The sequence below is a fragment of the Stenotrophomonas sp. YIM B13575 genome, from assembly GCF_042787595.1.
Taxonomy (GTDB): domain Bacteria; phylum Pseudomonadota; class Gammaproteobacteria; order Xanthomonadales; family Xanthomonadaceae; genus Stenotrophomonas; species Stenotrophomonas lactitubi_B.
In genome coordinates this window covers 1-26,804 of record NZ_JBHZOP010000010.1, presented here as the reverse complement: position 1 = coordinate 26,804, position 26,804 = coordinate 1, and the positions used below count along the sequence as shown (strand labels likewise).

The following is a 26,804-nucleotide window of genomic DNA, read 5'->3' as shown; positions in this document are numbered from 1 at the left end:
GCATGGCCCGGCGCTACCGATGAATCGGTTGCCCACAAGCCCTGGTAGCGCCGGGCCATGCCCGGCGGAACGCGATCAGGACGCTTCGGTCTCCATCACCTTCACCCGGCGCTGGTACCAGCCGTCATCCAGCGGATCGAACACCGCGCTGCGCTCCATCACGCCCTGATACACATGCAGTGACACCGCAATGTCCTCGTCGCTGGCGTTGCGCAGCGTGTGGTATTCGTACGGTGGGATCAGGCTGCCGGCGCTGCCGCGGTGACCGTACAGCGTGTCCTGCGCGGCGAATCGGTGACGCTCGCCACGCTGTTCCAGCAGCGCATACGGGGTCACGATCAGCTCGCCCTGCCAGACCCCCTCCACGCACCACATCGCATCGTGGTCGTGCAGTGGCGTGCCCTGCCCCGGACCCCAGCACATCGCAATCACGCTGTAGCCCAGCGTAGGACTGCGGTGCAGTTCGCGGCGTGCGTAATGGCCATCCACCGGACGGCGTACGCAGGGGGGCAGCTCGATCAGCGGATCGACGATGGCCTCACGCAGCACCCGCTGCAGCGCATCGGTGATCGCCTTCGGATCAACCAGGCAGACGGCGCCGTCGATCCCTGCAATCAAGCGTTCGCGGCCGGTGAACGGCGGTGGCGTGAACATCGCTTCCATGAACCGACTCTAGCCGAGGCGGGTTAACAGAATGTTTGCATCGCGGTGTCATCACTGCGTGCCGCGCTGCACGAACGGCACTTTTGCATAGAGCGCACGCTCTCCCGCGCGTGGATCGTCAACCATGCGGCTGTGACGATCGAACAGCATCGTCTGCCGTTGTGGCAGTGAATAGGGGGCCCATTGCGACATTCCCGCGTGATTCGGATCACCGGAACGCGCAAACGCAATCAGGGCATCGCTCATCGTCGCCGCCAGTGCAATGGCGTCTTCACCGCCGCCGGTGCGCGCACCGGGCAGACCCGCGTTGTCAAACACCAGCGGAATATCCAGCGTGTGGAACGCGCGCAGACGTCCCTCTTCCACCGGTGACGGCCAATCGAGCTGGTAGGCCCAGGTCGGTGCGGCACCCGATGTCTGCCGGGCGCGCGCCTCAAGTTCTTCCACTGCACCACGCCATGAACGCCCGGCCGTAGTGGCGGCGAAGAACACCTCTGACGGCGTGTAGTGCGGATACAGGCGTCGATATTCTGCGATCACCACCGAAGGTAAAAGATCGACGAACTGCTGCTTCTGCAGCTGCGCCGGCAGACTCTCCCAAGTCAGGCTGAAGTTGGCCGGGTCGTTGCCAAGAAACGCGCGCGTCTCATCGCGGGTGTTGCCGATCACCATCGGAATCGACGCGGACTGCGCCGGTGCCTGTGGCCAGAACGGATGCACCGGCAGCACCACCTCATCCAGCACCGGGCCGAAATACAGCGCGCTGCTTTCCACCCGCGAAGGATCGCGTGCGCGGGTGGCGGCCAGCAGGTCGGCCGTCGGCAAGCGCAGCAGTGCCTGCAGGTCGCGCGCGCCAACCGCGTCCATCGCAATCGAAGCGCGTTGCGCCGCCGCACGTGGACCGGCCGCGGTGACCTGCTGCCCGCTCATCGTCCACGCGCGCTGGAACAGGCCCTTCGCTGCGGGCATCGCCATCAGCGTGGCGATCTTGGCGCCGCCACCGGACTGCCCGAACACGGTGATGTTGCCGGCATCGCCACCGAACACCGCGGCGTGCTCCCGCACCCACTGCAGCGCCTGCACCAGGTCGAGCTGGCCGACGTTGCCGGAGGCCGCATAACGCGGGTCGCCCAGCGCGCCCAGGTACAGGTAGCCGAAGGTGTTCAGGCGATGATTGACGGTGACCACCACCACGTCGCCGCGCCGGCACAGCGCGCTGCCGTCGTACAGCGGGTCGCTGCCGGAACCGTTGTTGAAGCCGCCGCCATGCAGGTACACCAGGATCGGCCGCTTGCCGCCGTCGCCGAGCGCTGGGGTCCATACGTTGAGGAACAGACAGTCTTCGCTGCCCGGCCCGTCCGCGCCCGACTGTGGCGCAGAGGCGGCGTATTCCAGGGCGTCGGCGATGCCTCGCCAACCTGTCTCGCGGCGCGGTGGCTGGAAACGGTAGGCGGAGGTGTCCGCGCCATAGCGCAGGCCACGGAACATGTGCACGCCGTACTCGCGCTGGCCACGCACGCGGCCGCCACGCAGGCGTGCCACCACCTGTGTGTCAGCACGTGGTCCAGGCAGTGCGGATGCAGGAAGCGCTGCGAGGGTGGCCGTGGCCAGCGCCCAGCGTGCACTGTCGCGCAGGAAACGACGGCGCTGCAGGTCGGTCGTCCATGCGTTCAAGGTGCGGCCTCCGTCGCCTGCAGCCAGCGTTGTGCCAGCAGCGGCCACACGGCCAGCGTTGAATCAGGCGGCATGCGCATGCCGAAGCCATGGCCGCCGTGGGCGAACAGATGCAGTTCGTGCTCGACGCCCGCCTTGGCCAGCGCCTGCGCCATCACCTCGCTGTTGTGCACGCTGACCACGCGGTCGTCGTTGGCGTGGATCAGCAGCGTCGGCGGCATGTCCGCGCGTACGTGCTGCTGCATCGAATACTGCGCAGCCAGCGCCGCATCGGCCTGCTCGCCCAGCAGACGTCCGCGTGAACCGCTGTGAGCATGCGGACCCATGTCGATCACCGGGTACACCAGCACCGCGCGGGCGGGACGCGCGCTGAGGCGATCGATGGCATCGCGTGGTGGGTAGACCGGCGCATCGAAACCGGTGGCCAGCCGTGCGGCGACGTGGCCACCGGCGGAGAAGCCCATCACCGACACGCTGTCGGCATCCAGCCTGCGCCGTGCGGCCTGGTCGCGCACCACGCGCAGTGCGCGCTGCGCGTCTGCCTGCGCCGCCTTGCGGTCGCGGCCGGCCTGCGGCAGGCGGTAGCGCAGCACGAACAGGGTATAGCCGGCACGCTCCACCCACGCCGGCACCAGCGCGCTGTCCTCCTTGTCGATCACCACGCGCTGGTAGCCGCCACCGGGAATCACCAGCAGCGCGCGGCCGTTGCCATGGGCGGGTGTATGCACCAGCAGGTAGGGCGCATCGACCTGGTCGATGAAGCGATCAGGGTGGGCCGGATCATCGCTGCGCTCGACCACGCGCGGCGGTCGCGCAGTGCCGGTTTCACCGGGCACCTGGCCGGCTGGCCACAGGGGTATCTGTTCACCAGCGAGCTCCTTGCCCAGCCGCTCGCCCGCGCGCAGCGGCGCATCGACGGCGGACGCAGGAACGGCCAGCAGCAGGCCGGTCAGCAACAACAGCACACGGGAAAAACGCATGGTGGGCAGGGCTCCAACGGGGAGGCAACAGAGTGGCCGAGGTCACCGGCAAGCGCTCGTGATGCGCTGCGGCTTGCACGATGACACCGGTTTACCATATACACCTCCTGCAGACGCTGTCGATGGGCAGTGCAACAACGCCAGAGGGAGACCGTTCTTGAGCAACGAACACGGCATACATGGGCAGACGCCGCCGCCGGACGATGCGGCCGCGATCGCCCACGCCTTCACTACCGCGCGCCGCGCCGGCCAGGCCCTGCCCGGCTTCCCGGGCCTTGTCCCGCCTGACCTGGTGGCTGCCTACCAGGTGCAGGATCTGGCCATCGCCAGCTGGGATGACCAGGTGGTGGGCTGGAAGGTTGGCTACATCGCTGCCGAGCGCCGCGACGCATCCGGCGACGACCGCCTGCTGGGCCCGGTTTTCTCGCGTCAACTGAAAAATGCTACCGGTGGAACAGTGGACATCCCGGTGTTCGTCGGCGGCTTCGGCGCGGTCGAGGCCGAGTACGTGCTGGAGCTGTTGGAGGACGCTCCGGCCGCACAGCTGCACTGGTCGCCCGAGCAGGCCGAAGCGCTGCCGGCGCGCCTGTACATCGGCGTGGAAGTGGCCAGCAGCCCGCTGGCAACGATCAACGAACTCGGCCCGCGCGTGGTGGTGTCCGACTTCGGCAACAACAATGGCCTGGTGCTGGGGCCGGAGATCGCCGACTGGACCGCCCGCGACGAGACCGACCTGCGCGCCGAAACCCTGATCGAGGGCGAGGTGGTCGGCACCGGCGGAGCGACCCGCCTGCCCGGCGGCCTGCGTGCGGCGTATGCGTTCGCGCTGTCCCGTTCGGCGCTGCGCGGCCGGCCGTTGCGGCGCGGCGACCTGATCGCCACCGGCAACGCCACCGGCATCCATGACATCACCGCAGGACAGACGGCGCTGGTGCGGTTTGCCGGCTTCGGCGAGATTGCCTGCAGGGCCGTGCCGGCCGGGTAACCGCCGCACGATCCGGTGAACACGCGCGGGAGGGCGCAGATGATCACACGACGACACTTCCTGGCCGGTGGCGCTGCTGCGCTGGCCACCCCGATGCTCGCGGCCTGTGGCCGCGGGCCCGCCGATGCCATCGACGGTGGCCAGCTGCTGACCGCCACTGATGTGCATGTGGCCGACTACCCCACCGTGACCGCGGTGAAGTGGATCGGCGAAACGCTGCAGCGTGAAAGCAACGGTCGCCTGCGCCTGCGGCAATACCATTCCGGCCAGCTCGGTCGCGAATCGGAAGCGATCGACATGGCCCGTTTCGGTGCCATCGACATCACCCGCGTGTATGCCGGTGCGCTGAACAACGCATTCCCGCTGACCCAGGCACTGTGCCTGCCGTATGTGTTCGAGTCGGTGGCGCACCAGCGCGCCGCACTCGATGGCGGCATCGCCGAGGCGGTGCTGCGCGGGTTCGAGAGCCGCGACCTGGTCGGCCTGGCGATCTACGATTCCGGCGCGCGCTGCTTCTACAACACCAAGCATCCCATCGTGCAGCCCAGCGATCTGCACGGGCTGAAACTGCGCGTGGCGTCCTCGGACATCTTCATCCAGCTGATGCGCCTGCTCGGCGCCAACCCGACGCCGATGTCGCTGGGCGATACGTTCTCCGGCATGGAGACGCACATGATCGACGGTGCCGAGAACAACATGCGCAGCTTCCATTCCAGTCGCCACTTCGAGGCCGCGCACTACTGGTCGCAGAGCGATCACTCGTATGCGCCGGACGTGCTGCTGATGTCGCGCGCCAGCTTCGAGCGCCTGCAGCCGGCCGACCGCCAGCTGCTGCTGGAGACCGCACGCGCCTCGGTGAAGGTGATGCGCGCGCAGTGGGATGCGTCCGAAGACGCCGCGCGTCGCGCGGTGCTGGCCTCTGGCGTGAAAGCCAACGAGGTGGACCTTCCCGCGTTCCGCGCCGCCGCCCAGCCGCTGCTGCAGCAGTACCTGCAGCAACCCGAGCTGGCCGCGCTGGTCGCCCGCATCCGCGCTGCCGCCTGAGGACACTGCCATGACCGAGACGACGATTCCCGCCGCCGGCCCCGGCCAGCGCTTGCTGGACCACATTGCCGACATCGCCATCTACATCGCCGTGGCTGCGCTGCTGGGGCTGGTGGTGGTGCAGGGCTGGCAGGTGTTCGCCCGCTACGTGATCAACGATTCGCCCAGCTGGACCGAGCCGGTGACCCTGCTGCTGCTGGCCACGGCGATGAGCCTGGGCGCGGCCTGCGGCGTGCACACCAACCGCCACTTCGGCTTCTTCCTGCTGCACGCCTACATGGGTGCCGGCCTGCGCCGGGCGGTGGATGTATTCACCCAGCTGGTGGTGGCCGTGCTGGGCGGCTTCATCGCGTTCTGGTCGGCCGACCTGCTGCTGGATGGCATGGACATCAAGACCGCCGGCGCCAATCTGCCGCAGAGCATCAACTACCTGCCGCTGGCCGTGGGCGGTGCGCTGATGCTGTTGTTCGCACTGAACCGTGCATGGAAGGCGCTGCAGGCCACGGCCGCCGACGCCGCCGACGCTGAAGGAGATCGTTGATCCATGGGCATCACCATCCTGTTCTCTGTTTTCGCCGCGCTGCTGCTGTTGGGTGTGCCGGTGGCCTACGCGTTGGCCGCTGCGGCGCTGGCCACCCTGCTGTACCTGGACATTCCCAGCATCGTGCTGGTCCAGCAGATCTCCGCCGGTACCGGTTCGGCTTCGTTGATCGCCATTCCACTGTTCATCTTCGCCGGCGAGATCATGATGCGCGGCGGCATCTCTGAGCGCCTGATCGCCCTGGCCTCATCGCTGGTGGGGCGCATGCGCGGTGGACTGGGCCAGGTCTCGATCCTGTCCTCGCTGTTCTTCGGCGGTGTGTCCGGCTCGGCCATCGCCGATGTTTCGGCCGTAGGCGGCACGATGATTCCGCAGATGGTCAAGCGCGGCTACGACCGCGACTTCGCGGTGAACGTCAGCATCACCGCCGCGTTGGTGGCGCTGCTGGTGCCGCCATCGCACAACCTGATCCTGTTCTCGGCCGCTGCCGGTGGTGGCCTGTCGATCGCCGACCTGTTCGCCGCAGGCATCGTGCCGGCGCTGTTGATGACGCTGGCATTGATGATCACCGGCTACGTGGTCGCGCGTCGCCGTGGCTATGGCGTGGAAGTGTTCCCGGGCTGGCGCGCGGTACTGCTGCGCATCATCTCCGCCCTGCCCGGCCTGGGCCTGGTGGCGCTGATCTTCGTCGGTATCCGCGCCGGCATCTTCACCGCAGTGGAAAGCGCGGCCATCGCCGTGGTCTACGCCCTGCTGGTTACCACCGTGCTGTACCGGCAGCTGCGCTGGCGCGAGTTCTTCGACACGGTCATCCATGCCGCGCGCAGTACCGGCGTGATCCTGTTCGTGATTGCCACCGCGGCGGTGTTCGGCTGGCTGCTGGCCTACCTGCAGGTGCCTGCGGCGGCGGTGGACTTCCTGCAGTCGTTCGCGCACAGCCAGTTCATGGTGCTGCTGATGATCGTGGTGATGCTGTTGCTGCTGGGCACCTTCATGGACCTGGCACCGATGATCCTGATCTGCACGCCGATCTTCCTGCCGGTGGCCAAGGCCTATGGCATCGATCCGATCCACTTCGGCCTGGTGCTGGTGCTGACCGGTGGCCTCGGCCTGGTCACCCCGCCGGTGGGCTCGGTGCTGTTCATCGGTACCGCCATCGGCAAGATCAGCGTCGGCCAGAGCATGCGCACGATCTGGCCGTTCTGGTTCGCCGCGCTGGGCGTGCTGCTGATCGTCACCTTCTTCCCGTCGCTGTCGCTGTGGCTCCCCGCCGCGCTGCGCGCCTGATGAGCGGAGGCGCTCCCATGACACAGACCCTGCACCGCGCTGCTGCAACTGCCCTGCTCGGCCTGCTGCTGGCTGCGCTGCCCGCACTGGCTGCCGCTCCCGCGCCCGCGCAGTGGAAGCGCGGCATCGAGCAGCAGCGCCAGGCCGACCTTGGCAACGGCACCTTCCTGAATCCGGTGCTGGCTGGTGACAGGCCCGATCCGTCGGTGCTGAAGGACGGCGAGGACTACTACCTCACCCTGTCTTCGTTCGATGCCTACCCCGGCCTGCCGATCTGGCACTCGCGCGACCTGGTCAACTGGCAGCCGCTCGGTCATGCGATCACGCAGAACGTGGGCGCGATCTGGGCGCCGGACATCGTCAAGCACCAGGGCCGCTACTTCATCTACTTCCCGGCGCGCACCGGTGAGCGCCGCAGCAACTTCGTGGTCTGGGCCGATGACATCAAGGGCCCGTGGAGTGCGCCGATCGACATCGGCCTGGGCGGCTACATCGACCCCGGCCACGCGGTTGGCGAGGACGGCAAGCGCTACCTGTTCCTCAGCGGTGGCGACTATGTGCAGCTGGCCGATGATGGCCTGAGCGTGGTGGGTACGCCGAAGCACGTGTACGACGGCTGGCGCTACCCGGAAAGCTGGGACGTGGAGGCCTACGCCCAGGAAGGGCCGAAGATCCATTTCCGCGATGGCTGGTACTACATGACCACCGCGGTGGGCGGCACCGCCGGCCCGCCGACCGGGCACATGGTGATCACCGCGCGCTCGCGCTCGATCCATGGCCCCTGGGTGAATGCGCCGAACAACCCGATCATGCGCACGCAGTCGGCCGCTGAACCGTGGTGGTCGCGCGGGCACGCCACGGTGATTGAAGGCACCGACGGCCGCTGGTGGATGATGTACCACGGCTACGAGAACGGCTTCTGGACGCTGGGCCGGCAGGCCCTGCTGGAACCGATCGAGTGGACCGCCGATGGCTGGTTCGTGGCCAAGGGCGGGGACCTCGGGCAGCCGCTGCGCAAGCCATCGGGCAGCGCGCTGACGCCGCACGGGATGGCCCTGTCCGATGATTTCAACGGCCGCACGCTCGGCCCGCAGTGGGCGTTCTTCAACCCGGCGGTGGATGAATACCGGCGCCTGCGCTTCAGCGGCGACGGCCTGGTGCTGCAGGGCAAGGGCAGCACGCCGCGCGATGCCTCGCCACTGACCACCATCGCCGGCGACCCGGCCTACCAGTTCGAGGTGCAGATGGAGATCGCCCCCGGCGCGGTCGGCGGTGCCCTGCTGTTCTACAGCGACCGCCTGTACGTGGGCGTGGGCAGCAATGGCGAGCAGTTCGTCATGCACCGCTACGGCGAGGAGCGCCCCACCCGGCTGGCGGCCAGTGCCAAGGGCGGCCGGCTCTGGCTGCGGGTGACCAACAACCGCCACATCGTCACCATCCACTCCAGCGCCGATGGCCAGCGCTGGCAGAAGTATCCGGTTCAGATGGAAGTGTCCGGTTACCATCACAATGTGGCCGGCAAGTTCCTGGCACTGAAACCGGCGCTGTATGCGGCCGGCAACGGTGCGGTAACCTTCCGCAGCTTCCGCTATCGCGCGCTGGACTGAGCGCGCGCTGGAATCCCCAGGCTTATCGGGTTCACTACATGTCAGTGCGCAACAAGAACGATGCCGCTACGCCGGCATTGGCAAAGGGCAAGGCAGCCACGATCAATGACATCGCGCGACTGTCGGGTGTATCCAAGAAAACGGTTTCAAGGATCATCAACAACTCGCCGCTGGTGCGCAAGGACACGCGTGACAAGGTGGAAGCGTTGATGCGCGAGGTCGGCTACAGCCCCGACCCGCTGGCCCGTGGCCTGGCCTTCCGCCGCTCGTTCCTGATCGGCATGGTCTACGACAACCCCACCGCGCAGTACATCGTGGACATGCAGTACGGCGCGCTGGATGCGCTGCGTGGCTCCAGCTTCGAACTGGTGGTGCACCCCTGCGACAGCCGCAGCCCCGGTTACATCGACGGCGTGCGCCGCTTCGCCCAGCAGCAGAAGCTGCATGGGGTGATCCTGGTGCCGCGTGCGTCCGAAGACCAGGCGCTGGCGGACATGCTGGACGAGATCGGCTGCCGCTTCACCCGCGTGGCGGCGCTGCCGCTGGATGAAACCTCGCAGATGGTGGTCACCCACGACCGCGATGGTGCCGCCGAAGCGGCCGATTACCTGCTTTCGCTGGGCCACCGCGATATCGCCCTGGTGACCGGCCCGAGTGCCTACCGCTCGGCGCACGAACGCACCGCCGGCTTCATCGAGGCGCTGTCGCAGCGTGGCATCGAGCTGCCGAAGGATCGCATCATCGAGGCCGGCTACACCTTCGAATCCGGTGTGGCCGCCGCCGAGAAACTGCTGCTGGGCAAGCGTCGGCCGACCGCCATCTTCACCGGCAACGATGAAATGGCCGCCGGTATCTACAAGGTCGCGCTGCGCGCCGGCATCAACATTCCGCGCCAGCTGTCCATCGTCGGCTACGACGACAGCCCGCTGGCCTCGCGCCTGTGGCCGTCGCTGACCTCGGTGCGCCGGCATACCCGCGATACCGGCCGCACCGCCGCTGCGATGCTGATCCAGCCCGATGGCCAGCCTGCGCTGCAGATCGCCAGCGTGCGTCCGCACCTGATCGTGCGCGATTCCTGCCAACCGCCGGAGGACTGATTCCAAAGGAATCAGTCCGGTAGGTCGCCAGCTTGCTCGCGACACCTTTCAACCCGCCCCACCCCGCCGATGCCGTCTGACCGCTATCGTGCGGCGCAAAATGACACCGGTTTCCTGTCTGGCTAGAATCGACCGTGAACCGTGCCGGGGCCGAACCATCGGCCCGCCCCCTGCTCTGGAGAAGCCATGTACTGCAAGACCCACTACGCCACCCATCCCGATGCCATCAAGGGCGCCAGCAACGATCAGCTGCGCGAGCTGTACCTGCTCGATGGCCTGTTCAACGCCGATGCGGTGACCCTGAAGTACACCCACTACGAACGCTTCGTGCTGGGTGGCGCCGCGCCGGTCAGCGGCCCGCTGGCCCTGCCTGCGCAGACCGAACCGGCCTCGGCCGCCGGCCATCCGTTCCTGGAGCGCCGAGAGCTGGGCATCATCAACGTCGGCAGCGGCACCGGTACGGTCACCGTCGATGGCACCGTGTACACGCTGGGGCCGAAGGATGGCCTGTACGTGGCGATGGGCAGCAAGGACGTCGTCTTCGCTTCGCAGGATGCCGCCAACCCGGCGCAGTTCTACCTGGCCTCGACCCCGGCCCATGCGCGCTTTGAAACCAAGCAGCTGTCGATCAAGGACGCGGTTGCACTCGATCGCGGCGCGCTGGAAACCAGCAACGAACGCACCATCTACCAGTACATCGTGCCGGCCACCTGCCAGTCCTCGCAGCTGCTGCTGGGCCTGACCGTGCTCAAGCCGGGCAGCGTGTGGAACACCATGCCGCCGCACCTGCACGACCGCCGCAGCGAGGTCTATTTCTACTTCGACCTGGGCGACAGCGACCGCGTCTACCACTTCATGGGCGAGCCGGACGCACAGCGCCACATCGTCATCCAGAACAACGAAGCGGTGGTGTCGCCGCCGTGGTCGATCCACATGGGTGCCGGCACCAGCAACTACGCCTTCATCTGGGCGATGGGTGGCGAGAACCTGGACTACACCGACATGCACGTGCTGGACATCTGCCAGCTCAAGTAAGCACTGACAGGCCGCCGCGCACGTTGTGCGGTGGCCGCTTGCCTGCATCACGCACGCCTCTACCAAGGAACGCATACGCAATGACCAATCCCTTCAGCCTGGAAGGAAAAGTCGCTCTGGTAACCGGTGGCAACACCGGCCTGGGCCAGGGCATCGCGGTGGCACTGGCTGCCGCTGGCGCCGATGTCGCGGTGGCCGGCATCGCCCCGCCCACCGAAACCATCGAGAAGATCACCGCGCTGGGCCGCCGCTGCCTGGCCATCGAAGCCAACCTGATCAGCATCGAGCCGGTCGAGCGCGTGGTGCGCGAAACCATCGAAGGCCTCGGCAGGCTGGACATCCTGGTCAACAACGCCGGCTTGATCCGTCGCGCCGATGCAGTGGACTTCAGCGAGCAGGACTGGGACGACGTGATGAACGTCAACATCAAGTCGGCCTTCTTCATCTCACAGGCTGCCGGCCGCCATTTCATCGCCCAGGGCAGCGGCAAGATCATCAACATCGCCTCGATGCTGTCGTTCCAGGGCGGCGTCCGCGTGCCGTCGTACACCGCCAGCAAGAGCGGCATCGCCGGCATCACCCGCTTGCTGGCCAACGAATGGGCCGGCAAGGGCGTGAACATCAACGCCATCGCGCCGGGCTACATGGCTACCGACAACACCGCCGCGCTGCGCGCCGATGCAGACCGCAACAAGGCGATCCTCGAGCGCATTCCGGCCGGCCGCTGGGGCAACCCGGAAGATCTGGCGGGAGCGGCGGTGTTCCTGGCTTCGTCGGCGTCGGATTACATCAACGGCGCAGTGCTGCCGGTCGATGGTGGCTGGCTGGCGCGCTGAAGTACACCGGTCTGTAGAGCCGAGCCAATGCTCGGCTGTCGCGCTCTGATCAAAAAACAGCCGAGCGTGGCTCGGCTCTACAGGGGGCTGGCGATGCGAAGGCTGTTGTTGCTGCTGTTGCTGTCGAGCACCGCCGCGCATGCGGCGCCGGTGCGGCTGTTCATTGCCGGCGATTCCACCGCTGCCGAATACGGCCCCGAACGCGCGCCACAGGCCGGCTGGGGGCAGATGCTGCAGAGCTATCTGGACCCGGCGCGTTTCGAAGTGCACAACCACGCCAAGGGCGGGCGCAGCACGCGCAGCTTCATCGACGAAGGGCGCCTGGATGCGATTGCCCCCGAACTACGTCGTGGCGATGTGCTGCTGATCCAGTTCGGCCACAACGACGCGAAGTTTGAAGATCCCACGCGCTACACCGATCCGGACAGCGACTATCCACAGCTGCTGATGCGTTACGTGCAGGTGGCGCGTGACAAGGGCGCCACACCGGTGCTGGTCACGCCGGTGGCGCGGCTGCTGTACGACTTCGGTTCGCTGCTGGATACGCATGCGCGTTACACGCTGGCCATGCAGCAGCTGGCCGCACGCGAACACGTCGCGCTGATCGACCTCAACGACCGCAGCACGCGCTGGATCCGCGCGCTGGGCGAGCAGGGCGCGCGCCCATACTTCCTGTTCGTGCCGGAACAGCACAAGGCCGATGGCACGCACTTCAGCGCGGCCGGTGCCACTGCGGTGGCGTGCCTGGTGCTGCGCGAAGCGGTGCTGGTGTTGCCGACGCTGCAGCCGGCACTGGTGCGTGATATCGACTGCGATGTGACGGGAACAGGGCAGGGCGGCGATCCTGCACGAGCCTCGCAGGTGGTGCACGAGGACACGCTGGCGCGCGCGCAACCGGGCCCGCACGGCGGCGCCGGGCCGACCACGGCGTATCCGTTCTTCGCCGATGCGCAGGGCCTGCCGTTCGTGCTGCGCAAGCGTGTGCTGCACAAGGGCGCGGGCATCGGCCTGCATCCGCAGCACAAGGATGAGATCTATTACATCGTGAGCGGGCAGGGCAGCTATGTGCTGGATGGGAAGCAGCATGATGTGCGTGCGGGTCATGCGCTGCTGACGCGCACGGGCAGCAGCCATGCGCTGCAGCAGGTGGGCGAAGAGGATCTGGTGGTGCTGCTGGCGTACCCGCGGTAACTGAAAAGCAGCCGAGCGTGGGCTCGGCTCTACACGGGTCTGCGCTTATCTGTAGAGCCGAGCCCATGCTCGGCTTGGCTCTACACGGGTCTGCGCCTATCTGTAGAGCCGAGCCCATGCTCGGCTTGGCTCTACACGGGTCTGCGCTTATCTGTAGAGCCGAGCCCATGCTCGGCTTGGCTCTACAACGGCTCCGCGCCGAAATGCTTCAGGCCCAATCGCGCAAGATCTTCCGGGCGGGCGTAGTAGTCGTCCTCGAACGCCTCCAGCGCCTGCTGCTCGTCTTCGCTCATCGCGCCGTACAGGTCGGTCAGTTCCTCGATCGCCGGGTCGTCTTCCAGACGATCCAGCAGCCCGCGCATGCCCGCCAGGATCGCGTGGGTCTGTGTTGCGCCCATCGCCTGCAATGCGCGCAGCGCCAGCTGGCAGGTGGGGTCGCCCCAGTTGCACAGGAACTGCATGAAGCCGCCGTTGTTGATGTCTGCTTCCATCCGCCACAGCGCGACCAGCTGCTGGTCTTCGTCAGACAGCGCATCCAACTTCCAGGCATGCGATTGCAGGCGGGCGAGGGCGGCTTCATAGCGGTCATCCCACACCTGGTTTGGAACGTCGACCACGCCGCGTTCCTGCGCCGGCAGCAGCGCCGGCCAGTTCACGCCCAGCCCGTCGGCAGTGAGCACCCACTGCGCTCGCTGCGTGGCGTCAGCTTCATGCAGCGCAGGCGCCCAGCGCAACGGCTGCCGGGTGCGGCGGCCGTCGGCCAGGATCAGCAGGATGAAGTCGTCGTCGAAATCGACGTCGGTAACCCGCAGGTCGGTAAACACATCGGTCATGGCCTGCAGGGTACCGGGACGGGCGATCCATCCCCAAAAGCTTCAAAAGCTCTGCGTGAATTTGAAGGTTACTTGCCTAAACTTCAAAAGCATGGGAGCCTTTTGAAGGATAGAGTGACTTCCGCGGAGATTTCCGATGCGCCGGGCAGACATTGCAGGGCCCTTGCAGACCTACCTCGTTCCCGTGGAAGGGCGGCCCAATCTGCTGGCGATGGTCCCTCCACCGACGCCTCGCCGGCTGCCGGAAGGGCATGCGGGCTCGCGGCAGCGCCTCATCGCTGCAAATGCCTCACTGGATCGTCTGGATCAGGCGATGAGGCAATGGCCTGCCCCCGACATGGTGACCCGGACGCTCGCGCGGCGCGAAGCCGTTCAGAGCTCCCAGATCGAGGGTACCCAGACCAACCTGGACGAACTGCTGGTGTTTGAAGCCACACTCGGCCTGGATGGTTTGCCTGCCGATGTCGTGGTGACCGAGCGCTACGTACAGGCATTGCAACTGGGCCTTGACGCCGTGCGTGCCCGCGGACGTGAGGCGCTCGATCTCACGCTGGTGAACCAGCTCCATGCAGTGCTGATGCAGGACGCTGCGGACGACTTTCCAAAGGGATGCTACCGCCAGGAGCAGGCCATCATCGGCCCGCTGGGTGGACGACCGGAGGATGCCCGTTTCGTTCCTTCGCCGCCCGATCGCATTGACGAGGGGATGCGTGAACTCGAGCGCGCCATGCTGAAGTACGAGCCCGTTGAGGACGAGCCGTTTGAACTCAACATCATTGCGCAACTGGCAATAGCCCACGCCCAGTTTGAAACCATCCATCCTTACAAGGATGGCAACGGACGCACGGGAAGGCTGCTGTTGCCGTTGATCCTGGCCGCCGAACACCACCCACCGCTTTACCTGTCAGGCGCCTTGCTGCGCAACAGGAGCGCCTACTACGACGCTCTCAACCAAGTGCAGCTTCGCGGTGAATGGGGCCCGTGGATGGATATGCTGTGCCAGGCCGTAGTGGAGTCTTCCCATGACGCGATCTCCATCGCCGATGACATGTCCCGGCTGATGGCAGAGTGGGAGATTCAACTTCGAGGATATCGACGCGACTCGGTGGCACGCAGGCTTCCGCCACTGCTGATCGGCCACCCGGTGGTGACCGCAGCCAAAGTGGCTGCGTTATTGGACGTTTCCGATAGATCTGCCCTGACGGGCATCTACGCGCTTGAGTCTGAAGGAGTCCTTGTCCCCGGCAACGATCGTCGCTGGGGACGGACCTATCACGCGCACGCGGTGCTGCAGCGGCTCAATCAACTGCCAGCGACGATTCCTGACCGCCTGCGTTGAACCGGTGGACCCTCACACATCCCCACCATCAGCCCAGCCCTCACCCGTACCGGCCTGGAACACGCGGTCCTCAGCCTGCACATCGCCCGCCGGCAGGTGCGCCTGGTCGGCCAGTGCTGCGTAGATCGGGGTGAAGTCCGGCGATGTCGCCTGCATCAGCTGTTCGAAGCTGTCGATGACGAAGTAGGTCTTCTGGAAAGTGTCGATGCGGTAGCGCGTGCGCATGATCCGCTGCAGGTCGAAACCGATGCGGTTCGGTGCCGCCGACTCCAGCGAGTACAGCGATTCGCCCTTCGACGAGACGATGCCGGCACCGTAGATGCGCATGCCGTCGGGCGTGTCGATCAGGCCGAACTCCACCGTGTACCAGTACAGGCGGGTCAGGTTCTGGAGCGCCTCGGGGCCGATCGCGTGCGCTTTGACGCCACCACGGCCGTACGCCTCCATGTAGTTGGCGAACACCGGGTTCATCAGCAGCGGCACGTGACCGAACAGATCGTGGAACAGATCCGGTTCGGCGATGTAGTCGATCTGGTCGGGACGGCGGATCCACCAGGTGACCGGGAAACGGCGGTTGGCCAGGTGATCGAAGAAATCCAGCTCTGGCAGCAGGCCTTCCACGCCCACCAGGGTCCAGCCCGTGGCCGCACCGAGCACTTCGTTGAGCTGGTCGAAGCGCGGGATCATGTGCGCGCTCATGCCCATTTCGTCCTGCGCATCCAGGAACTCCTGGCAGGCGCGGCCGACCAGCAGTTCGCGCTGGCGCTGGTACAGCGTGCTCCAGGTGGCGTGGTCGTCGGCGGTATAGGTGTCCCACGGCTGCTCGACGAGCGCGGTGGTGTACACCGGCACGTAGCCCTTGTCGGTCTGCTGGTGTTCGACGCGGCGGGGCTGGGCGAGGTCCATGGAAGACTCCTTGACGGGATACCCACGATGCTAGGGCAGGGGGCGCGCAACAGGGTTGCAAAAGTTGCGTGATTCAGTGCCATTGGCGCAATATCATTGCGTACTCACCATGTTGCGGGGCAGCAATGGCTGGAGAAGTCCACTTCGATCGCACGGATATACGCCTGCTGGACGAAATCCAGCGCGATGGACGCGTCACCAACGCCGAGCTGGCGGCCCGGGTGAACCTGTCGCCCTCGGCCTGCCTGCGGCGCATGCAGCGGCTGGAAAGCGAGGGTGTGATCACCGGCTATGGCGCACGGCTGGAGCCGCGCCAGCTGGGGCTGGGACTGCAGGCCTTCGTGCGCGTGCAGCTGGAAAAGCATGACCAGGCCGCGATCGGGCACTTCGTCGACAGCGTGCAGGCCTGGGATGAAGTGGTGGCCTGCCACGCCCTGACCGGCGACATGGACTACCTGCTGCATGTCTATGTTCGCGACCTGGAACATTTTTCGCGCTTCCTGCTGGACAGGCTGCTCAACGCCGGCGGCGTGGCCGACGCCAATTCCAGCTTCGTGCTGCGCACGGTCAAGGGTTTCCAGGCATTGCCGTTGTCGCAGCTTGAATGAGCGGGCGCCGTGATGTTTGACGGCGCGCGCGCACTGGCCGAGCATCGTGCCCCGCGGCGGCCGTCAACATGCAGGCAGCGCAGTGATTCCTTCTGGCTCCGGCATGTCTGATACCCCATCCTCGACGTCTTCCCTGGTGTTCCTTCCGCTGCGCGAGCAGAGTCTGCTGCGGCACCTGACCGACGGCACGCCGCCGGACACGCCGCTGGAGCAGGCCGGCCTGCTGGTGGCCATGCTGTGCCGCCGGCAGAAGCAACCGGCCGCCCAGCTGCAGCGCGTGCTGCACGATGCCTGTGCGCTGTTCGCCGCGGATGATGGCCACGCTGCGCAGGCGCAGCTGGCGGCCGCTGCTGGACAGGACGCGCGGGCGCTGGAGGCCTGGCTGGGCGTGCTGGCCGCGCAGGACGTGCTGCTGGCACCGGACGAGGTGATGGAGGCGGTGCTGGCCGTGTCGCCGCACGCATATCCCGGCGCGGACTTCCAGGCGGCCTGCAGGATCACCCTGGAGGAGCACACCATCCATTTCCCGGCGACATCGCTGGCCGAAGGCGATGACGAAGACGCCGGCGATGACGAACAGACAGCGCACGCGACCCAGCACAACGGCCTGTTCACCTCCGAACAGGCACGCGTGCTGCGCGCGATCGCCGCCAATCCCGATGAGCTGATCGACCTGCAGGCCTATGCCGGCACCGGCAAGGGCCATCTGGTGCTGGCGCTGCTGCAGGCGCGCCCGGGCCGCTACACCTACGTGGCGCCCACGCGTGGCCAGGTCGAGGCATTCCGCGCGCGGCTGCCGGCCGACGCTGGCACCCGCCTGCTGACCCAGATCGAGTTCGCCAACACGATCGCCCGCCATGCCGCCGCCAACGGCCTGACCGGCGGCTTCGTACCGACGTACCGGCAGAGCACGCTGACCTTGCGCGAGGCGGCCGCACGGCTCGGCCTGCCGGCCATCGGCGCGCGCCGGCCGGACCAGGTCTTGATGATCGCCCTGGACGCCATCAACCGCTGGTGCGCGTCGTCAGCGCCGAACCTGCAGGCCTGGCACTTCCAGCGCTCGCTGGGCGCAGCGCAGCTGGAAGCCACGCCGTTCATCGCGGCGGCGGAATTCGTCTGGCGCTGCATGTTCGATGCGGTGGTGCAGAAGGGCGGTTGCCTGCGGCTGGATGCCGGGCATATCGGCAAATGGCTGGCGCTGCGTGGCGTGCCGCTGCCCGTGTCGCTCGGCATGGTGCTGGTCGATGAGGCGCACGATCTCAGCCCGGCCTGGAAACAGCTGCTGGCCACCCACGCGCCCGGCGTGGTCAGCCTGGGCGATCCGCATCAGCGGTTGAGCGGACGCGTACAGCGCTGGTCATCGGCGAAAACGCTGGAGATGCACCAGTCGGTGCGCCAGGGGCGCCAGGTCGATGCGCTGGTCAACCAGTCGCTGGCACTGGACGATCTCGGCGAGCCGGCACCGTTCATGGGGGCCAGCGACCGCGCCACCGGCCTGCGCCGTTATGACGACTGGTCGGTGGTGCCCAGCACTGGCGCCCGACTGTACGGCAGCCTGTGGCGGATGCTGCTGGAAGCCAACGCGCTGGTTGCGCGTGGTGCGCGCGTGCATCTGCATCCGGCGTCGCGGCAGGCGCTGTTGAAAGAGGTGGACGGTCCGATCGATGCATGGCGCAGCGCCGCCGCTGGCGGCCCCGGACAACGCTGGGAAAGCTTCGTGCAGGTCTGCGCCAAGCGTGGACAGGCGGACATTCCCGCGCTGTTTGCCGGTGGCTTCGATGCTGCGGCGCTGCAGCGTCTGCTCGGGCAGCTGGTCGATGCGGGCGAGGCCAGCATCGTGCTGTGCCTGGCCCAGCATGCCAAGAACCTGCAGTTCGCCACGGTGTCCATGGCGCCGTGCTGCTTCGACAGCGGCCATGATGCGCGCGCGCTGCACAGCCCGGTGCGCGCAGCCTACGTCGCGATCACCCGTGCGCAGCAGCAGCTGTGGCTGCCGGGGGACGCGATGGAGCAGTTGCAGCTGAGCGCACAGCGGCATGACCGGGCGGTCGACGAGCGGCGCCGTCAGCGACGCCTGGCCAGTGGCTATCCACCGCCGCGGCGCTGACCGCCTGGGTCGTTCAGGCAGTGCGCTTCAGCACTTTTCCTTGCGGCCCATCAGCTTGCCCAGGCGCGAAGGCTCGTCGCACTTCGGCGCAGCCACCGGTGCCGGTGCCAATGCGGCGGCGCGGGCCTTCTGCATCTGCTGGATCTTGGCGCGGATCTGCGGCATCGCCGCCATCGCGGCCTTCTCGCCTTCCAGGATGGCGGTGCCGCGCTGGCTGAAGTCGGCCGCGCCGATGTCCAGCACCTTCGGCCGGATCACGATGTCCGCGCGTGCCAGTTCCTGCTCGCCCAGGCGCTGGCCCATGATCGAGATCGACTGGTTGACGATGCCGAGCATGCCGGTCGGCGCCTTGCCGCTGGCCTTGCTGGAGATGTCCACGGCGATCACGAACTCGGCGCCGAGCTGGCGCGCGGCGTCCACCGGCACAGGGCTGACCACGCCGCCGTCGATGTAGTTGCGGCCACCGATCTTCACCGGTTCGAACACGCCGGGGATGCTGCTCGACGCGCGCACCGCCTGACCGACATTGCCGCGCACGAAGATCGAGCGCTCGCCGGTTTCCAGCTGGGTGGCGACGGCAGCGAACGGCTTCTTCAGGCGCTCGGCCGGGCGGTTGGCCACCTGTTCGTTGACGTAGTCCTGCAGCTTCTGGCCCTGCACCAGGCCACCGGAGAACAGGCGTACGTCGCGGATGCTGGCTTCATCCAGCGCCACCGCCTTGCTCTGCATCTGGAAGGCGTCCATGCCGCTGGCATACAGCGCGCCGACCACGCTGCCGGCACTGGTGCCGGACACCACCACCGGTTCGAAGCCGTTGGCCTCGAGCATCTTGATCACGCCGATATGCGCAAAGCCCTTGGCCGCGCCGCCGCCGAGGGCGATGCCGATCTTCACCGGCTTGGCCTGCGGCACCAGGGTGGGCTGCGCGGGCGGGGTGGGGCGGACCTCTTCGCCACCGCAGCCGGCCAGCAGGCCGAGCAGGGCGACGGACAGCAGCACACGGGGGCGGAACAGGCTCATCGGCAGTGCGCTCGCGGCGCCGGATTCAGGAAAGGGCGCCAGCATACCGAAGGCGTGGCAGGGCGGGCAGGGTGGGGCGGCTCCCCATTCATGAAATGCGGGCGGTAGATGCCGACCTTGGCCGGCGCTTGCACAATCCAGTGCCGGCCAAGGTCGGCACCTACCGATATCCTGCGGTCAGAACCGGCGCGCCGTCCGGCCGTCGGCCCACTCAGCCCAGCAGCGAACTCTCGCCGCGGCTCTTGCCGCCGCCCTGCGGCGCCGCCATCCACATGCGGCCGGCCAGGCGCGAGAACGGCAGCGACTGCAGCCAGACCTTGCCCGGCCCGGTCAGGGTGGCCAGGAACACGCCCTCGCCACCGAACAGCACGCTTCGGATGCCTTTGACCCGGCGCACGTCCATGTCCACGGTCGGGTGGTAGGCGACGATGCAGCCGGTATCGACATCCAGGCGTTCGCCGGCGGCCAGCTCACGCTCGACCACGCAGCCGCCGGCATGGATGAACACCCAGCCGTCGCCCTCCAGCTTCTGCATGATGAAGCCCTCGCCACCGAACAGGCCGGTCATGATCTTGCGCTGGAACTGCACGCCGATCTGCACGCCGCGCGCGCCGGCCAGGAAGCTGTCCTTCTGGCAGATCAGGCGCCCGCCGTGCTGGTCCAGCTTCATCGCCAGCACGGTACCGGGATAGGGCGCAGCGAAGGCGACCTTGCCGCGGCCCTGGCCGGTCTGCGTGTAGACAGTGGCAAACAGGCTCTCACCGGTCAGCACGCGCTTGCCGGCGGCCATCACCTTGTCCATGAAACCGCTGCCTTGGCCACCGCGTGCACCGCCGCCGAAGACGGTATCCATCTGCACCGAAGCGTCCTTGAACATCAACGCGCCGGCCTCGGCCACCGCACCCTCGCCGGGGTCCAGTTCGATTTCCACGAACTGCATTTCATGGCCGACGATGCGGAAGTCGATGCGGTCGGCACGGCTGCCGGTGGACGCAGTTGCGGTTGCGGGCGTGGCTGGGGGCATCGGCGGCGGCGCTGCCGTGGCGGCGCCGGCCTGCTGCAGGGCGACGATTTCGGACACCGGTGTCCACCCTGTCATGCCCTGGCACCAGGCCAGCGCGCGCGGATTGGCCTGGGCGAAGCGGCGCGCGGCCTCCTCGTCGAACGGACCGACACGGTCGGCCTGGCCGGGAGCATGGAAGTACCACTGGGTCATCGCAGCAGGTCCGTTGCGGGGGAAAACGCCGAGTCTAGCGGCAGCTTCCGGCGGCGCGCGAGGCGGCCATGAACGATCGGCATTTGCGAGGGAGGTGCTGTATTGCAACAATTATCTGGTAGCGCCGTTTTACCACCCCTCCAAACACAGCCTACCGCCATGTCTCCGACCCGTACTTCCCGTGGCCGCTCTCCGGTCGCGCGCCCGCTCGTTGTCGCTCTTTCCGCCCTGCTGCCGCTGGCAGCAGCCGCTCAGGAAACCCCCGCCGCCAAGGATCCGGTCGCCCTCGATGCGCTGCAGGTGACTGCACAGCGTCGCGTCGAGAACGCCAAGGACGTACCGGTTGCGATCAGCGCGATCCAGGGCGAAAAGCTCGACGTGCTCGGTTCGGCGGGCGATGACATCCGCTTCCTTGCTGCGCGCGTGCCGAGCCTCAACATCGAGTCCTCCTACGGCCGTGCCTTCCCGCGTTTCTACATCCGCGGCCTGGGCAACACCGATTTCGATCTCAATGCTTCGCAGCCGGTCTCGCTGGTGTACGACGATGTGGTGCAGGAAAGCCCGCTGCTGAAGGGCTTCCCGCTGTTCGACCTGGCCGGTGTGGAAGTGCTGCGCGGTCCGCAGGGCACCCTGTTCGGGCGCAACACCCCGGCCGGCGTGGTCAAGTTCGATTCGGCGCGTCCGTCGCAGGATGCCGATGGCTACGTGCGCGTGGGCTATGGCACCTACAACAGCTGGAACGTGCAGGGCGCCTACGGCGGCCCGCTGACCGACCGCTGGTCCGCACGCGTGTCGGCCATCTACCAGCGTCGCGACGACTGGGTCGACAACACCCGTGCCGGTGCGCCCAACAGCGGCTTCGAAGGCTATGACGAAGCCGCCGGCCGCGTGCAGTTCCTGTACGAAGGCGAGGATTTCGAAGCGCTGTTCAACCTGCACAAGCGCAAGCTCAACGGCACCGCCCGCCTGTTCCGCGCCAACATCATCGAGAAGGGCGGCAACGCGCTGGTCGAGAACTTCGACCGCGACAAGGTCGCCAATGACGGCGTCAACTTCTCCGACCTGGAAACCTGGGGCGGCAGCGCGCGCCTGCAGTGGAACCTCGGTTCGGTGACCCTGCATTCGATCACCGGCTATGAGACCGCCGAATCGCTCAACCGTGGCGACATCGACGGTGGCTACGGCGCAGCGTTCCTCGGCGCGGGCAACTCCGGCCCGGGCCTGATTCCGTTCTCGTCCGAGTCGGCCGACGGCCTGCCGCACCACCGCCAGTGGACCCAGGAATTCCGCGTGGAATCCAACGAATGGGGCCGCTTCGACTGGCAGGCCGGCGTCTTCTACTTCGATGAAGACGTCACCATCAACAACTTCAACTACGACTCGCTGACCCCGGGCAATCCGCAGACCGGCCACGTGGTGCAGCAGCAGCGCAACAAGGCGTGGGCGGTGTTCGCGTCGGGCGACTTCGATGTCACCGACCGCTTCAAGCTGCGTGCCGGCGTGCGCTACACGCAGGACAAGAAGGACTTCAGCGCCAGCGTGCTGCAGGCCGTGCCGTTCGGTACCCCGGTCAGTGGCCCGTACCTGGCCAACACCGACGTCAACGACGTCAGCTGGGATGTCAGCGGCGTGTACAAGCTGACCGACAACGTCAATGCCTATGCGCGCGTGGCCAAGGGCTTCCGTGCACCGTCGATCCAGGGTCGCCTGGCGTTCGCGCCGGGCCTGTCGCAGGCCGATTCGGAGAAGGTGATCTCGTACGAAGCCGGCATCAAGGCCGACCTGTTCGAGCGTCGCGCACGCCTGGGCTTCAGCGTGTTCCGCTACGACGTGGACGGCCAGCAGCTGATCGCCGTGGGTGGCACCAACAACACCGCCACCCTGCTCAACGCCGACAAGACCATCGGCCAGGGCGTCGAGCTGGACCTGGAAGCCTACCTGGCCGACAACGTTCTGCTGACCTTCGGCAGCAGCTACAACGACACCGAGATCAAGGACAAGAACCTGGCGGTGGCGGTCTGTGGCGGCGGCTGCACCATCACCGACCCGACCACCATCATCAATGGCGGCACCTACGCCCTGGTCAACGGCAATCCGCTGCCGCAGGCGCCGAAGTGGATCCACAACGCGACCCTGCGCGTGGGCTTCCCGCTCAGCGATGGCAGCGAGCTGTATGCCTACACCGACTGGGCCTACCGCAGTGCGGTCAACTTCTTCATCTACGAGTCGCCGGAGTTCCGTGGCCGCAGCTCGCTGGAAGGTGGCCTGCGCCTGGGCTACAACTGGGATTACGGCCAGTACGACGTGGCCGTGTTCGGCCGCAACCTGACCAACCAGACCCGCGTGGTCGGCGCGATCGACTTCAACAACCTGACCGGCTTCCTCAACGAGCCGCGTACCTGGGGCGTGGAGTTCACCGCGAAGTTCTGATGCGGTTGCAGCAGTGATGCAATGAAGAAGGGCCGGCGCAATGCCGGCCCTTCTGTTTTCTGCTTCCTGTAGAGCCGAGCCTGCGCTCGGCTGCTCTGAGCCGAGCATGGCTTGGCTCTACAGAGGCATGGCTTACAGCGCGCTCTGCGGGCGCACCTTCAGCACCGCGTTCTCGGTGGCGCAGTCACGGCTGGAATGCAGGCCGGCCTTGCGCGCGGCAGCGATTTCCTTGCGCGCAGCCAGCAGGTCCTTGTTGAACGCGGCGTTGTCATGCAGACGGGCGACGGCAGCCGCGCCCATGAAGCGGCCTTCGAGGATGTCGCTCTGCCAGTGCACGTTGCACACCAGGCGGCTCTCGCCGTAGTTGCGACCGCGTGCCTGGATGGCATCGGCGCGGTCCGGTGCGATCTCCGACAGGATCAATGCCCATGCCCAGCCGATCGAGGTGTGGCCGGACGGATAGGAACCGTTGCTGCGCAGCCCCTCCTCATCCTTCGGCGAGCAGGTCGGCTCGCCGTTGACCATGAACGGACGGGGGCGCTTGTAGGTGTTCTTGGCGGCCTTGGTGGCAGCGCTGGCGTCGATGCGGCTGCGCTCCAGCAGACGGTACAGGGCCGGGGTCTTCACTGCGTCGACATCAATGTCGGCGGCGCAGGAGAAGTGGTTGGCGCCTTCCGGGAAACCCAGCTCCGCATCGACGCCGGCCTGGGTGAAGCGCGGGCTGCCGCGCAGCGCACGGGCTTCACGGCTGACCTGTTCGTCCAGCGCGAAGGCGGCCGAGCCGGCCGCCGGTGGTGCTGGTACCAGGTCGATGCTGGCCGGCACCGCGGTCTTGTCCAGGTAGCCCACGGCCTTGGTGGTGATGTTGGCTTCGACGGCGGTCGGCTTGCTGGCGGTGGCGGCACAGCCGGCCAGCGACAGCGCGATGGCCAGGCCGAGCAGTGGACGGGCAGGGGAGAGGATCGACGACATGGGCAGACTCGGGAAGGAAACTCGCCGGCCATGATCGCAGCCTCGATCACCGGCCGCAGTGGCCATCGGTCATACGGCCAGACCCGGCATGGTCCGCCGCTGGGTGGTGAAAACCGTCATCAAGTGTCGGCAATCTCCTGAATCCGGGCGCAGCGCACGGACTTTCACGTGCTGCCGCCATGAGCATCAGGTCACAGCCGGGCCGGGGGGATCCGCTGAAAGGGAGAGAAGCGATGCGCAGCACCGCAACAGGAAGTACCGTCCTGGCCCTGGTTCTGGGGTTGGCGACCGCCCCGGCGCAGGCCGCCGATGTCTACGGCGTGGCCTTCGTGCATGGCACCGGCGCGCAGACCAATGCCACGCAGGACTACTGGCAGCCGGCGATCATCGACACCGTCCGCCAGGGCATGCCGAACAGCAGCAACTACGTGGTCATCAACTGCGACTTCACCCAGTACATGTGGAAGCCGGAAGCGGCCGGCTGCCTGGCCAACCAGCTCACCGGCTTCATCGACAGCCGTGGCATCACCCAGCTGGTGGTGATCACCCACTCCAACGGCGGCAACGTGATGCGCTGGATCCTGTCCAACCCCACCTACGACAGCCGCTACCCGAAGATCATCAACCGGGTGCGCAAGGTCACTGCGCTGGCGCCCTCGTCGGCAGGTACGCCGCTGGCCGACGCGGTGCTCAACGGCAACACCTTCGAAACCTCGCTGGGCTGGCTGCTGGGCTACAAGAACGATGCCGTGCGCATGCAGCAGGTGGGACACATGGCCACCTACAACGCGCAGAACCTGTATGGCACCGCCGGCCGCCCGGCCCTGCCCAAGCCGTTCCGCGCAGTGGTTGGCAGCGATGTCGAATCGGCGGTGTGGGACAGCAACAGCTACTGCGGTGGCTACGCCGCCAATGTCGGCCTGGAGTTCACCCAGAACTGGCTGTCATCGTGCTCGGACGGCTTCCTGGAATGCAGCAGCCAGAAGGCGGCCGGCACCCTGTGGTTCACCGACAAGGCGCGCACCCAGGGCGCCGAGCCGCTCAGCCACAACCAGAGCCGCCGCGAGTGCTTCGGCCTCGGCAGCATCCTGCGCAACGACCTGACCCAGTGAGGGAGATGACCATGACGATCCATTCCACCCTGCTGGCTACCGCCGTGCTGGCGGTCCTTTCCACCGCATCGGCGCAGGCCGCGCAGCCGCTGCGCGTCGCCGCCGGCGACCAGATTCCCGCCGGCCTGGTTGCCGCGCCGCTGCCGGCCGATGAAAGCGAGCACGCGCCGCTGGCCTTCGCCTGGGCGCTGGACCCGGCGCAGCCACTGCAGGCCCCCGGCCCCCAGGCCGCGATCAGCCGCAGCTACTGGCAGCAGGTCGACGGTGCCGAGCTGCAGCGCGGCCTGGAACTGCCGCTGAGCGCGCCCGATGCGGTGATCCAGCTCAGCCCGGCGCCGGGCGCCCGCGCGCTGCCGGCCAGCGCGCTGCAGGTGCGTGATCCGGCGGGGCGCAGCAGCGTTGCGCGCAGTGTCGATGCACGCCAGCTGCAGGATGCGGGCATGCCGGTCAGCGATGGCAGCAGCATGCTGCGCACCGGTAGCACCAGCGCAGCTGGCGCTTACCGGCTGCAGAGCGCGCAGGCGCAGGGCCGCTACGTGGTGCAGGTGCTGGAGCCCAACAGCCCGCTGCGGTTGGAAGTGCAGGCCAGCCAGGCGCAGGTGCTGGCCGGTGGCAACGTGCAGCTGCAGGCGCGTCTGCTGGAAGACGGGGCCAGCGCGGCGACGCTGCGTGCACGACGCGGCAGCCTCGGCGGTGAAGCGCTGCTGGTCGCACCCGATGGCCGCAGCTGGCCGCAGCGGCTGCTGCGCACCACCGATGGCAGCCTGCGCGCACAGGTAAGGATTCCGGCCGAGGCCAGCAACACCCAGGGCCTGTGGGAGCTGCAGGTGTTTGCCCAGGCCGACGGCGTGCTGCGCGATGGCAAGGTTGCCTTCGCGGTGGCCAGGCCGACCGCCCGCTTCGTCGGCCAGGCCATGCCCGATGCGGCCAGCCGCCAGGTCAGCCTGCCGCTGCAGGTGGCCGCCGCCGGCCGCTACGAGGCGCGCGGCACGCTGTATGCCACCGCGGCCAACGGCCAGTTGCAGCCGGTGGCGCAGGCCCATGCTGCAGCGTGGTTCGATGGCCCGGGCCGTGGCGCGCTGGTGCTGCCGTTCGACCAGGCCGCGTTGCCTGCCGGCTTCGGTGCGCCGTATGAACTGCGCGACCTGCAGCTGCAGGACCAGAGCCGGATGGCACCGATCGAGTCGCGCGCGCTGGCGTTGCGGTTCTGAGCAAGGGTGCAGCGGGCCGGAACATCCGGCCCGCTGCACCGTCTTCTGTAGAGCCGAGCCTATGCTCGGCTGCCGTTCCCGCGGCCAAGAGCAGCCGAGCATAGGCTCGG

23 protein-coding genes are annotated in these 26,804 nt (G+C 67.3%); 15 read left to right on the top strand and 8 right to left on the bottom strand.

Annotated features, from left to right (window positions below):
• Nucleotides 1-75: 75 nt before the first annotated feature.
• Genes ACFX4F_RS02075 through ACFX4F_RS02065 form a run of 3 tightly spaced genes read right to left on the bottom strand, consistent with a single transcriptional unit; the run spans nt 76 to nt 3,317 of the window.
• Nucleotides 76-663 carry a cysteine dioxygenase gene (locus ACFX4F_RS02075; RefSeq protein WP_380651734.1) on the bottom strand — a complete coding sequence of 196 codons (588 nt, stop codon included), beginning with the start codon at nt 661-663 and terminating at the stop codon, nt 76-78.
• Between the two features lie 51 nt (nt 664-714).
• Nucleotides 715-2,337 (bottom strand): carboxylesterase/lipase family protein, encoded by a 1,623-nt coding sequence (locus ACFX4F_RS02070; protein WP_380651731.1) that lies wholly within the window; start codon nt 2,335-2,337, stop codon nt 715-717.
• Entirely contained in the window at nt 2,334-3,317 is a 984-nt protein-coding gene (locus ACFX4F_RS02065; protein ID WP_380651728.1) for an alpha/beta hydrolase, read from the bottom strand. Before ACFX4F_RS02065 ends, ACFX4F_RS02070 begins: the two co-directional genes overlap by 4 nt.
• Before the next feature lie 157 nt (nt 3,318-3,474).
• On the opposite strand from ACFX4F_RS02065, the gene ACFX4F_RS02060 reads away from it, so the two are divergent.
• The 9 genes from ACFX4F_RS02060 (at nt 3,475) to ACFX4F_RS02020 (ending at nt 12,940) form a co-directional block, all read left to right on the top strand.
• Nucleotides 3,475-4,302: a 2-keto-4-pentenoate hydratase gene (locus ACFX4F_RS02060; protein WP_380651725.1), complete on the top strand. Its 828-nt coding sequence runs from the start codon at nt 3,475-3,477 to the stop codon at nt 4,300-4,302.
• A 39-nt stretch (nt 4,303-4,341) separates the two neighbouring features.
• Complete coding sequence (locus ACFX4F_RS02055; protein WP_346558512.1) at nt 4,342-5,346, top strand: TRAP transporter substrate-binding protein; 1,005 nt, start codon at nt 4,342-4,344, stop codon at nt 5,344-5,346.
• A 10-nt stretch (nt 5,347-5,356) separates the two neighbouring features.
• Complete coding sequence (locus ACFX4F_RS02050) at nt 5,357-5,887, top strand: TRAP transporter small permease (RefSeq protein ID WP_380651722.1); 531 nt, start codon at nt 5,357-5,359, stop codon at nt 5,885-5,887.
• Between the two features lie 3 nt (nt 5,888-5,890).
• Nucleotides 5,891-7,174: a TRAP transporter large permease gene (locus ACFX4F_RS02045; RefSeq protein ID WP_346565165.1), complete on the top strand. Its 1,284-nt coding sequence runs from the start codon at nt 5,891-5,893 to the stop codon at nt 7,172-7,174.
• Between the two features lie 17 nt (nt 7,175-7,191).
• Entirely contained in the window at nt 7,192-8,781 is a 1,590-nt protein-coding gene (locus ACFX4F_RS02040; RefSeq protein ID WP_380651718.1) for a family 43 glycosylhydrolase, read from the top strand.
• 38 nt (nt 8,782-8,819) lie between these two features.
• Nucleotides 8,820-9,878, top strand: coding sequence for a LacI family DNA-binding transcriptional regulator (locus tag ACFX4F_RS02035; protein WP_380651715.1), 1,059 nt, complete (start codon nt 8,820-8,822; stop codon nt 9,876-9,878).
• A 186-nt stretch (nt 9,879-10,064) separates the two neighbouring features.
• Nucleotides 10,065-10,913, top strand: a complete 849-nt coding sequence (kduI, locus tag ACFX4F_RS02030; RefSeq protein ID WP_165375869.1) for a 5-dehydro-4-deoxy-D-glucuronate isomerase — start codon at nt 10,065-10,067, stop codon at nt 10,911-10,913.
• An 80-nt stretch (nt 10,914-10,993) separates the two neighbouring features.
• The gene (kduD, locus tag ACFX4F_RS02025; protein WP_099819448.1) at nt 10,994-11,749 is read left to right on the top strand and encodes a 2-dehydro-3-deoxy-D-gluconate 5-dehydrogenase KduD; all 756 of its coding nucleotides are present in this window, start codon (nt 10,994-10,996) and stop codon (nt 11,747-11,749) included.
• 93 nt (nt 11,750-11,842) lie between these two features.
• Nucleotides 11,843-12,940, top strand: coding sequence for a GDSL-type esterase/lipase family protein (locus ACFX4F_RS02020; protein WP_380651710.1), 1,098 nt, complete (start codon nt 11,843-11,845; stop codon nt 12,938-12,940).
• A gap of 182 nt (nt 12,941-13,122) precedes the next feature.
• Here ACFX4F_RS02020 and ACFX4F_RS02015 read toward each other — a convergent pair whose 3' ends face one another.
• Nucleotides 13,123-13,773, bottom strand: a complete 651-nt coding sequence (locus ACFX4F_RS02015) for a DUF4375 domain-containing protein (protein WP_099819450.1) — start codon at nt 13,771-13,773, stop codon at nt 13,123-13,125.
• A 163-nt stretch (nt 13,774-13,936) separates the two neighbouring features.
• On the opposite strand from ACFX4F_RS02015, the gene ACFX4F_RS02010 reads away from it, so the two are divergent.
• On the top strand, nt 13,937-15,112 hold the full coding sequence (locus tag ACFX4F_RS02010; RefSeq protein WP_162291992.1) for a Fic family protein: 1,176 nt from the start codon (nt 13,937-13,939) through the stop codon (nt 15,110-15,112).
• 12 nt (nt 15,113-15,124) lie between these two features.
• Here ACFX4F_RS02010 and phhA read toward each other — a convergent pair whose 3' ends face one another.
• A complete protein-coding gene (phhA, locus tag ACFX4F_RS02005; RefSeq protein WP_108266955.1) occupies nt 15,125-16,018 on the bottom strand; it encodes a phenylalanine 4-monooxygenase in 894 nt (297 codons plus the stop codon).
• Nucleotides 16,019-16,143: 125 nt separating this feature from the next.
• Between phhA and ACFX4F_RS02000 the strand changes: the two genes are divergently transcribed.
• Entirely contained in the window at nt 16,144-16,626 is a 483-nt protein-coding gene (locus ACFX4F_RS02000; RefSeq protein ID WP_380651705.1) for an Lrp/AsnC family transcriptional regulator, read from the top strand.
• Between the two features lie 103 nt (nt 16,627-16,729).
• Nucleotides 16,730-18,733 (top strand): hypothetical protein, encoded by a 2,004-nt coding sequence (locus tag ACFX4F_RS01995; protein WP_380651702.1) that lies wholly within the window; start codon nt 16,730-16,732, stop codon nt 18,731-18,733.
• 27 nt (nt 18,734-18,760) lie between these two features.
• Here ACFX4F_RS01995 and ACFX4F_RS01990 read toward each other — a convergent pair whose 3' ends face one another.
• Both ACFX4F_RS01990 and ACFX4F_RS01985 read right to left on the bottom strand, forming a co-directional pair.
• Complete coding sequence (locus tag ACFX4F_RS01990; protein ID WP_099819676.1) at nt 18,761-19,753, bottom strand: patatin-like phospholipase family protein; 993 nt, start codon at nt 19,751-19,753, stop codon at nt 18,761-18,763.
• Nucleotides 19,754-19,964: 211 nt separating this feature from the next.
• Nucleotides 19,965-20,969 carry a TIGR00266 family protein gene (locus ACFX4F_RS01985; RefSeq protein ID WP_099819453.1) on the bottom strand — a complete coding sequence of 335 codons (1,005 nt, stop codon included), beginning with the start codon at nt 20,967-20,969 and terminating at the stop codon, nt 19,965-19,967.
• Nucleotides 20,970-21,128: 159 nt separating this feature from the next.
• Here ACFX4F_RS01985 and ACFX4F_RS01980 point away from each other — a divergent pair, with 159 nt between their 5' ends.
• On the top strand, nt 21,129-23,399 hold the full coding sequence (locus tag ACFX4F_RS01980) for a TonB-dependent receptor (protein WP_099819454.1): 2,271 nt from the start codon (nt 21,129-21,131) through the stop codon (nt 23,397-23,399).
• A 132-nt stretch (nt 23,400-23,531) separates the two neighbouring features.
• Here the strand turns inward: ACFX4F_RS01980 and ACFX4F_RS01975 are convergent, their stop codons facing one another.
• The gene (locus ACFX4F_RS01975; protein ID WP_099819455.1) at nt 23,532-24,371 is read right to left on the bottom strand and encodes a phosphatase PAP2 family protein; all 840 of its coding nucleotides are present in this window, start codon (nt 24,369-24,371) and stop codon (nt 23,532-23,534) included.
• 233 nt (nt 24,372-24,604) lie between these two features.
• On the opposite strand from ACFX4F_RS01975, the gene ACFX4F_RS01970 reads away from it, so the two are divergent.
• Both ACFX4F_RS01970 and ACFX4F_RS01965 read left to right on the top strand, forming a co-directional pair.
• Nucleotides 24,605-25,483, top strand: a complete 879-nt coding sequence (locus ACFX4F_RS01970; protein WP_099819456.1) for a hypothetical protein — start codon at nt 24,605-24,607, stop codon at nt 25,481-25,483.
• Between the two features lie 11 nt (nt 25,484-25,494).
• Nucleotides 25,495-26,694 carry a DUF4785 domain-containing protein gene (locus tag ACFX4F_RS01965; protein ID WP_099819677.1) on the top strand — a complete coding sequence of 400 codons (1,200 nt, stop codon included), beginning with the start codon at nt 25,495-25,497 and terminating at the stop codon, nt 26,692-26,694.
• Nucleotides 26,695-26,804: the final 110 nt, after the last annotated feature.

Excerpts from the sequence above, each read along its gene's own strand:
- ACFX4F_RS02075 (WP_380651734.1), bottom strand. The coding sequence starts at position 663 with ATGGAAGCGATGTTCACGCCACCGCCGTTCACCGGCCGCGAACGCTTG.
- ACFX4F_RS02065 (WP_380651728.1), bottom strand. The coding sequence starts at position 3,317 with ATGCGTTTTTCCCGTGTGCTGTTGTTGCTGACCGGCCTGCTGCTGGCC.
- ACFX4F_RS02055 (WP_346558512.1), top strand. The coding sequence starts at position 4,342 with ATGATCACACGACGACACTTCCTGGCCGGTGGCGCTGCTGCGCTGGCC.
- ACFX4F_RS02050 (WP_380651722.1), top strand. The coding sequence starts at position 5,357 with ATGACCGAGACGACGATTCCCGCCGCCGGCCCCGGCCAGCGCTTGCTG.
- ACFX4F_RS02045 (WP_346565165.1), top strand. The coding sequence starts at position 5,891 with ATGGGCATCACCATCCTGTTCTCTGTTTTCGCCGCGCTGCTGCTGTTG.
- ACFX4F_RS02040 (WP_380651718.1), top strand. The coding sequence starts at position 7,192 with ATGACACAGACCCTGCACCGCGCTGCTGCAACTGCCCTGCTCGGCCTG.
- ACFX4F_RS02035 (WP_380651715.1), top strand. The coding sequence starts at position 8,820 with ATGTCAGTGCGCAACAAGAACGATGCCGCTACGCCGGCATTGGCAAAG.
- kduI (WP_165375869.1), top strand. The coding sequence starts at position 10,065 with ATGTACTGCAAGACCCACTACGCCACCCATCCCGATGCCATCAAGGGC.
- kduD (WP_099819448.1), top strand. The coding sequence starts at position 10,994 with ATGACCAATCCCTTCAGCCTGGAAGGAAAAGTCGCTCTGGTAACCGGT.
- ACFX4F_RS02020 (WP_380651710.1), top strand. The coding sequence starts at position 11,843 with ATGCGAAGGCTGTTGTTGCTGCTGTTGCTGTCGAGCACCGCCGCGCAT.
- ACFX4F_RS02015 (WP_099819450.1), bottom strand. The coding sequence starts at position 13,773 with ATGACCGATGTGTTTACCGACCTGCGGGTTACCGACGTCGATTTCGAC.
- phhA (WP_108266955.1), bottom strand. The coding sequence starts at position 16,018 with ATGGACCTCGCCCAGCCCCGCCGCGTCGAACACCAGCAGACCGACAAG.
- ACFX4F_RS02000 (WP_380651705.1), top strand. The coding sequence starts at position 16,144 with ATGGCTGGAGAAGTCCACTTCGATCGCACGGATATACGCCTGCTGGAC.
- ACFX4F_RS01995 (WP_380651702.1), top strand. The coding sequence starts at position 16,730 with ATGTCTGATACCCCATCCTCGACGTCTTCCCTGGTGTTCCTTCCGCTG.
- ACFX4F_RS01990 (WP_099819676.1), bottom strand. The coding sequence starts at position 19,753 with ATGAGCCTGTTCCGCCCCCGTGTGCTGCTGTCCGTCGCCCTGCTCGGC.
- ACFX4F_RS01985 (WP_099819453.1), bottom strand. The coding sequence starts at position 20,969 with ATGACCCAGTGGTACTTCCATGCTCCCGGCCAGGCCGACCGTGTCGGT.
- ACFX4F_RS01980 (WP_099819454.1), top strand. The coding sequence starts at position 21,129 with ATGTCTCCGACCCGTACTTCCCGTGGCCGCTCTCCGGTCGCGCGCCCG.
- ACFX4F_RS01975 (WP_099819455.1), bottom strand. The coding sequence starts at position 24,371 with ATGTCGTCGATCCTCTCCCCTGCCCGTCCACTGCTCGGCCTGGCCATC.
- ACFX4F_RS01970 (WP_099819456.1), top strand. The coding sequence starts at position 24,605 with ATGCGCAGCACCGCAACAGGAAGTACCGTCCTGGCCCTGGTTCTGGGG.
- ACFX4F_RS01965 (WP_099819677.1), top strand. The coding sequence starts at position 25,495 with ATGACGATCCATTCCACCCTGCTGGCTACCGCCGTGCTGGCGGTCCTT.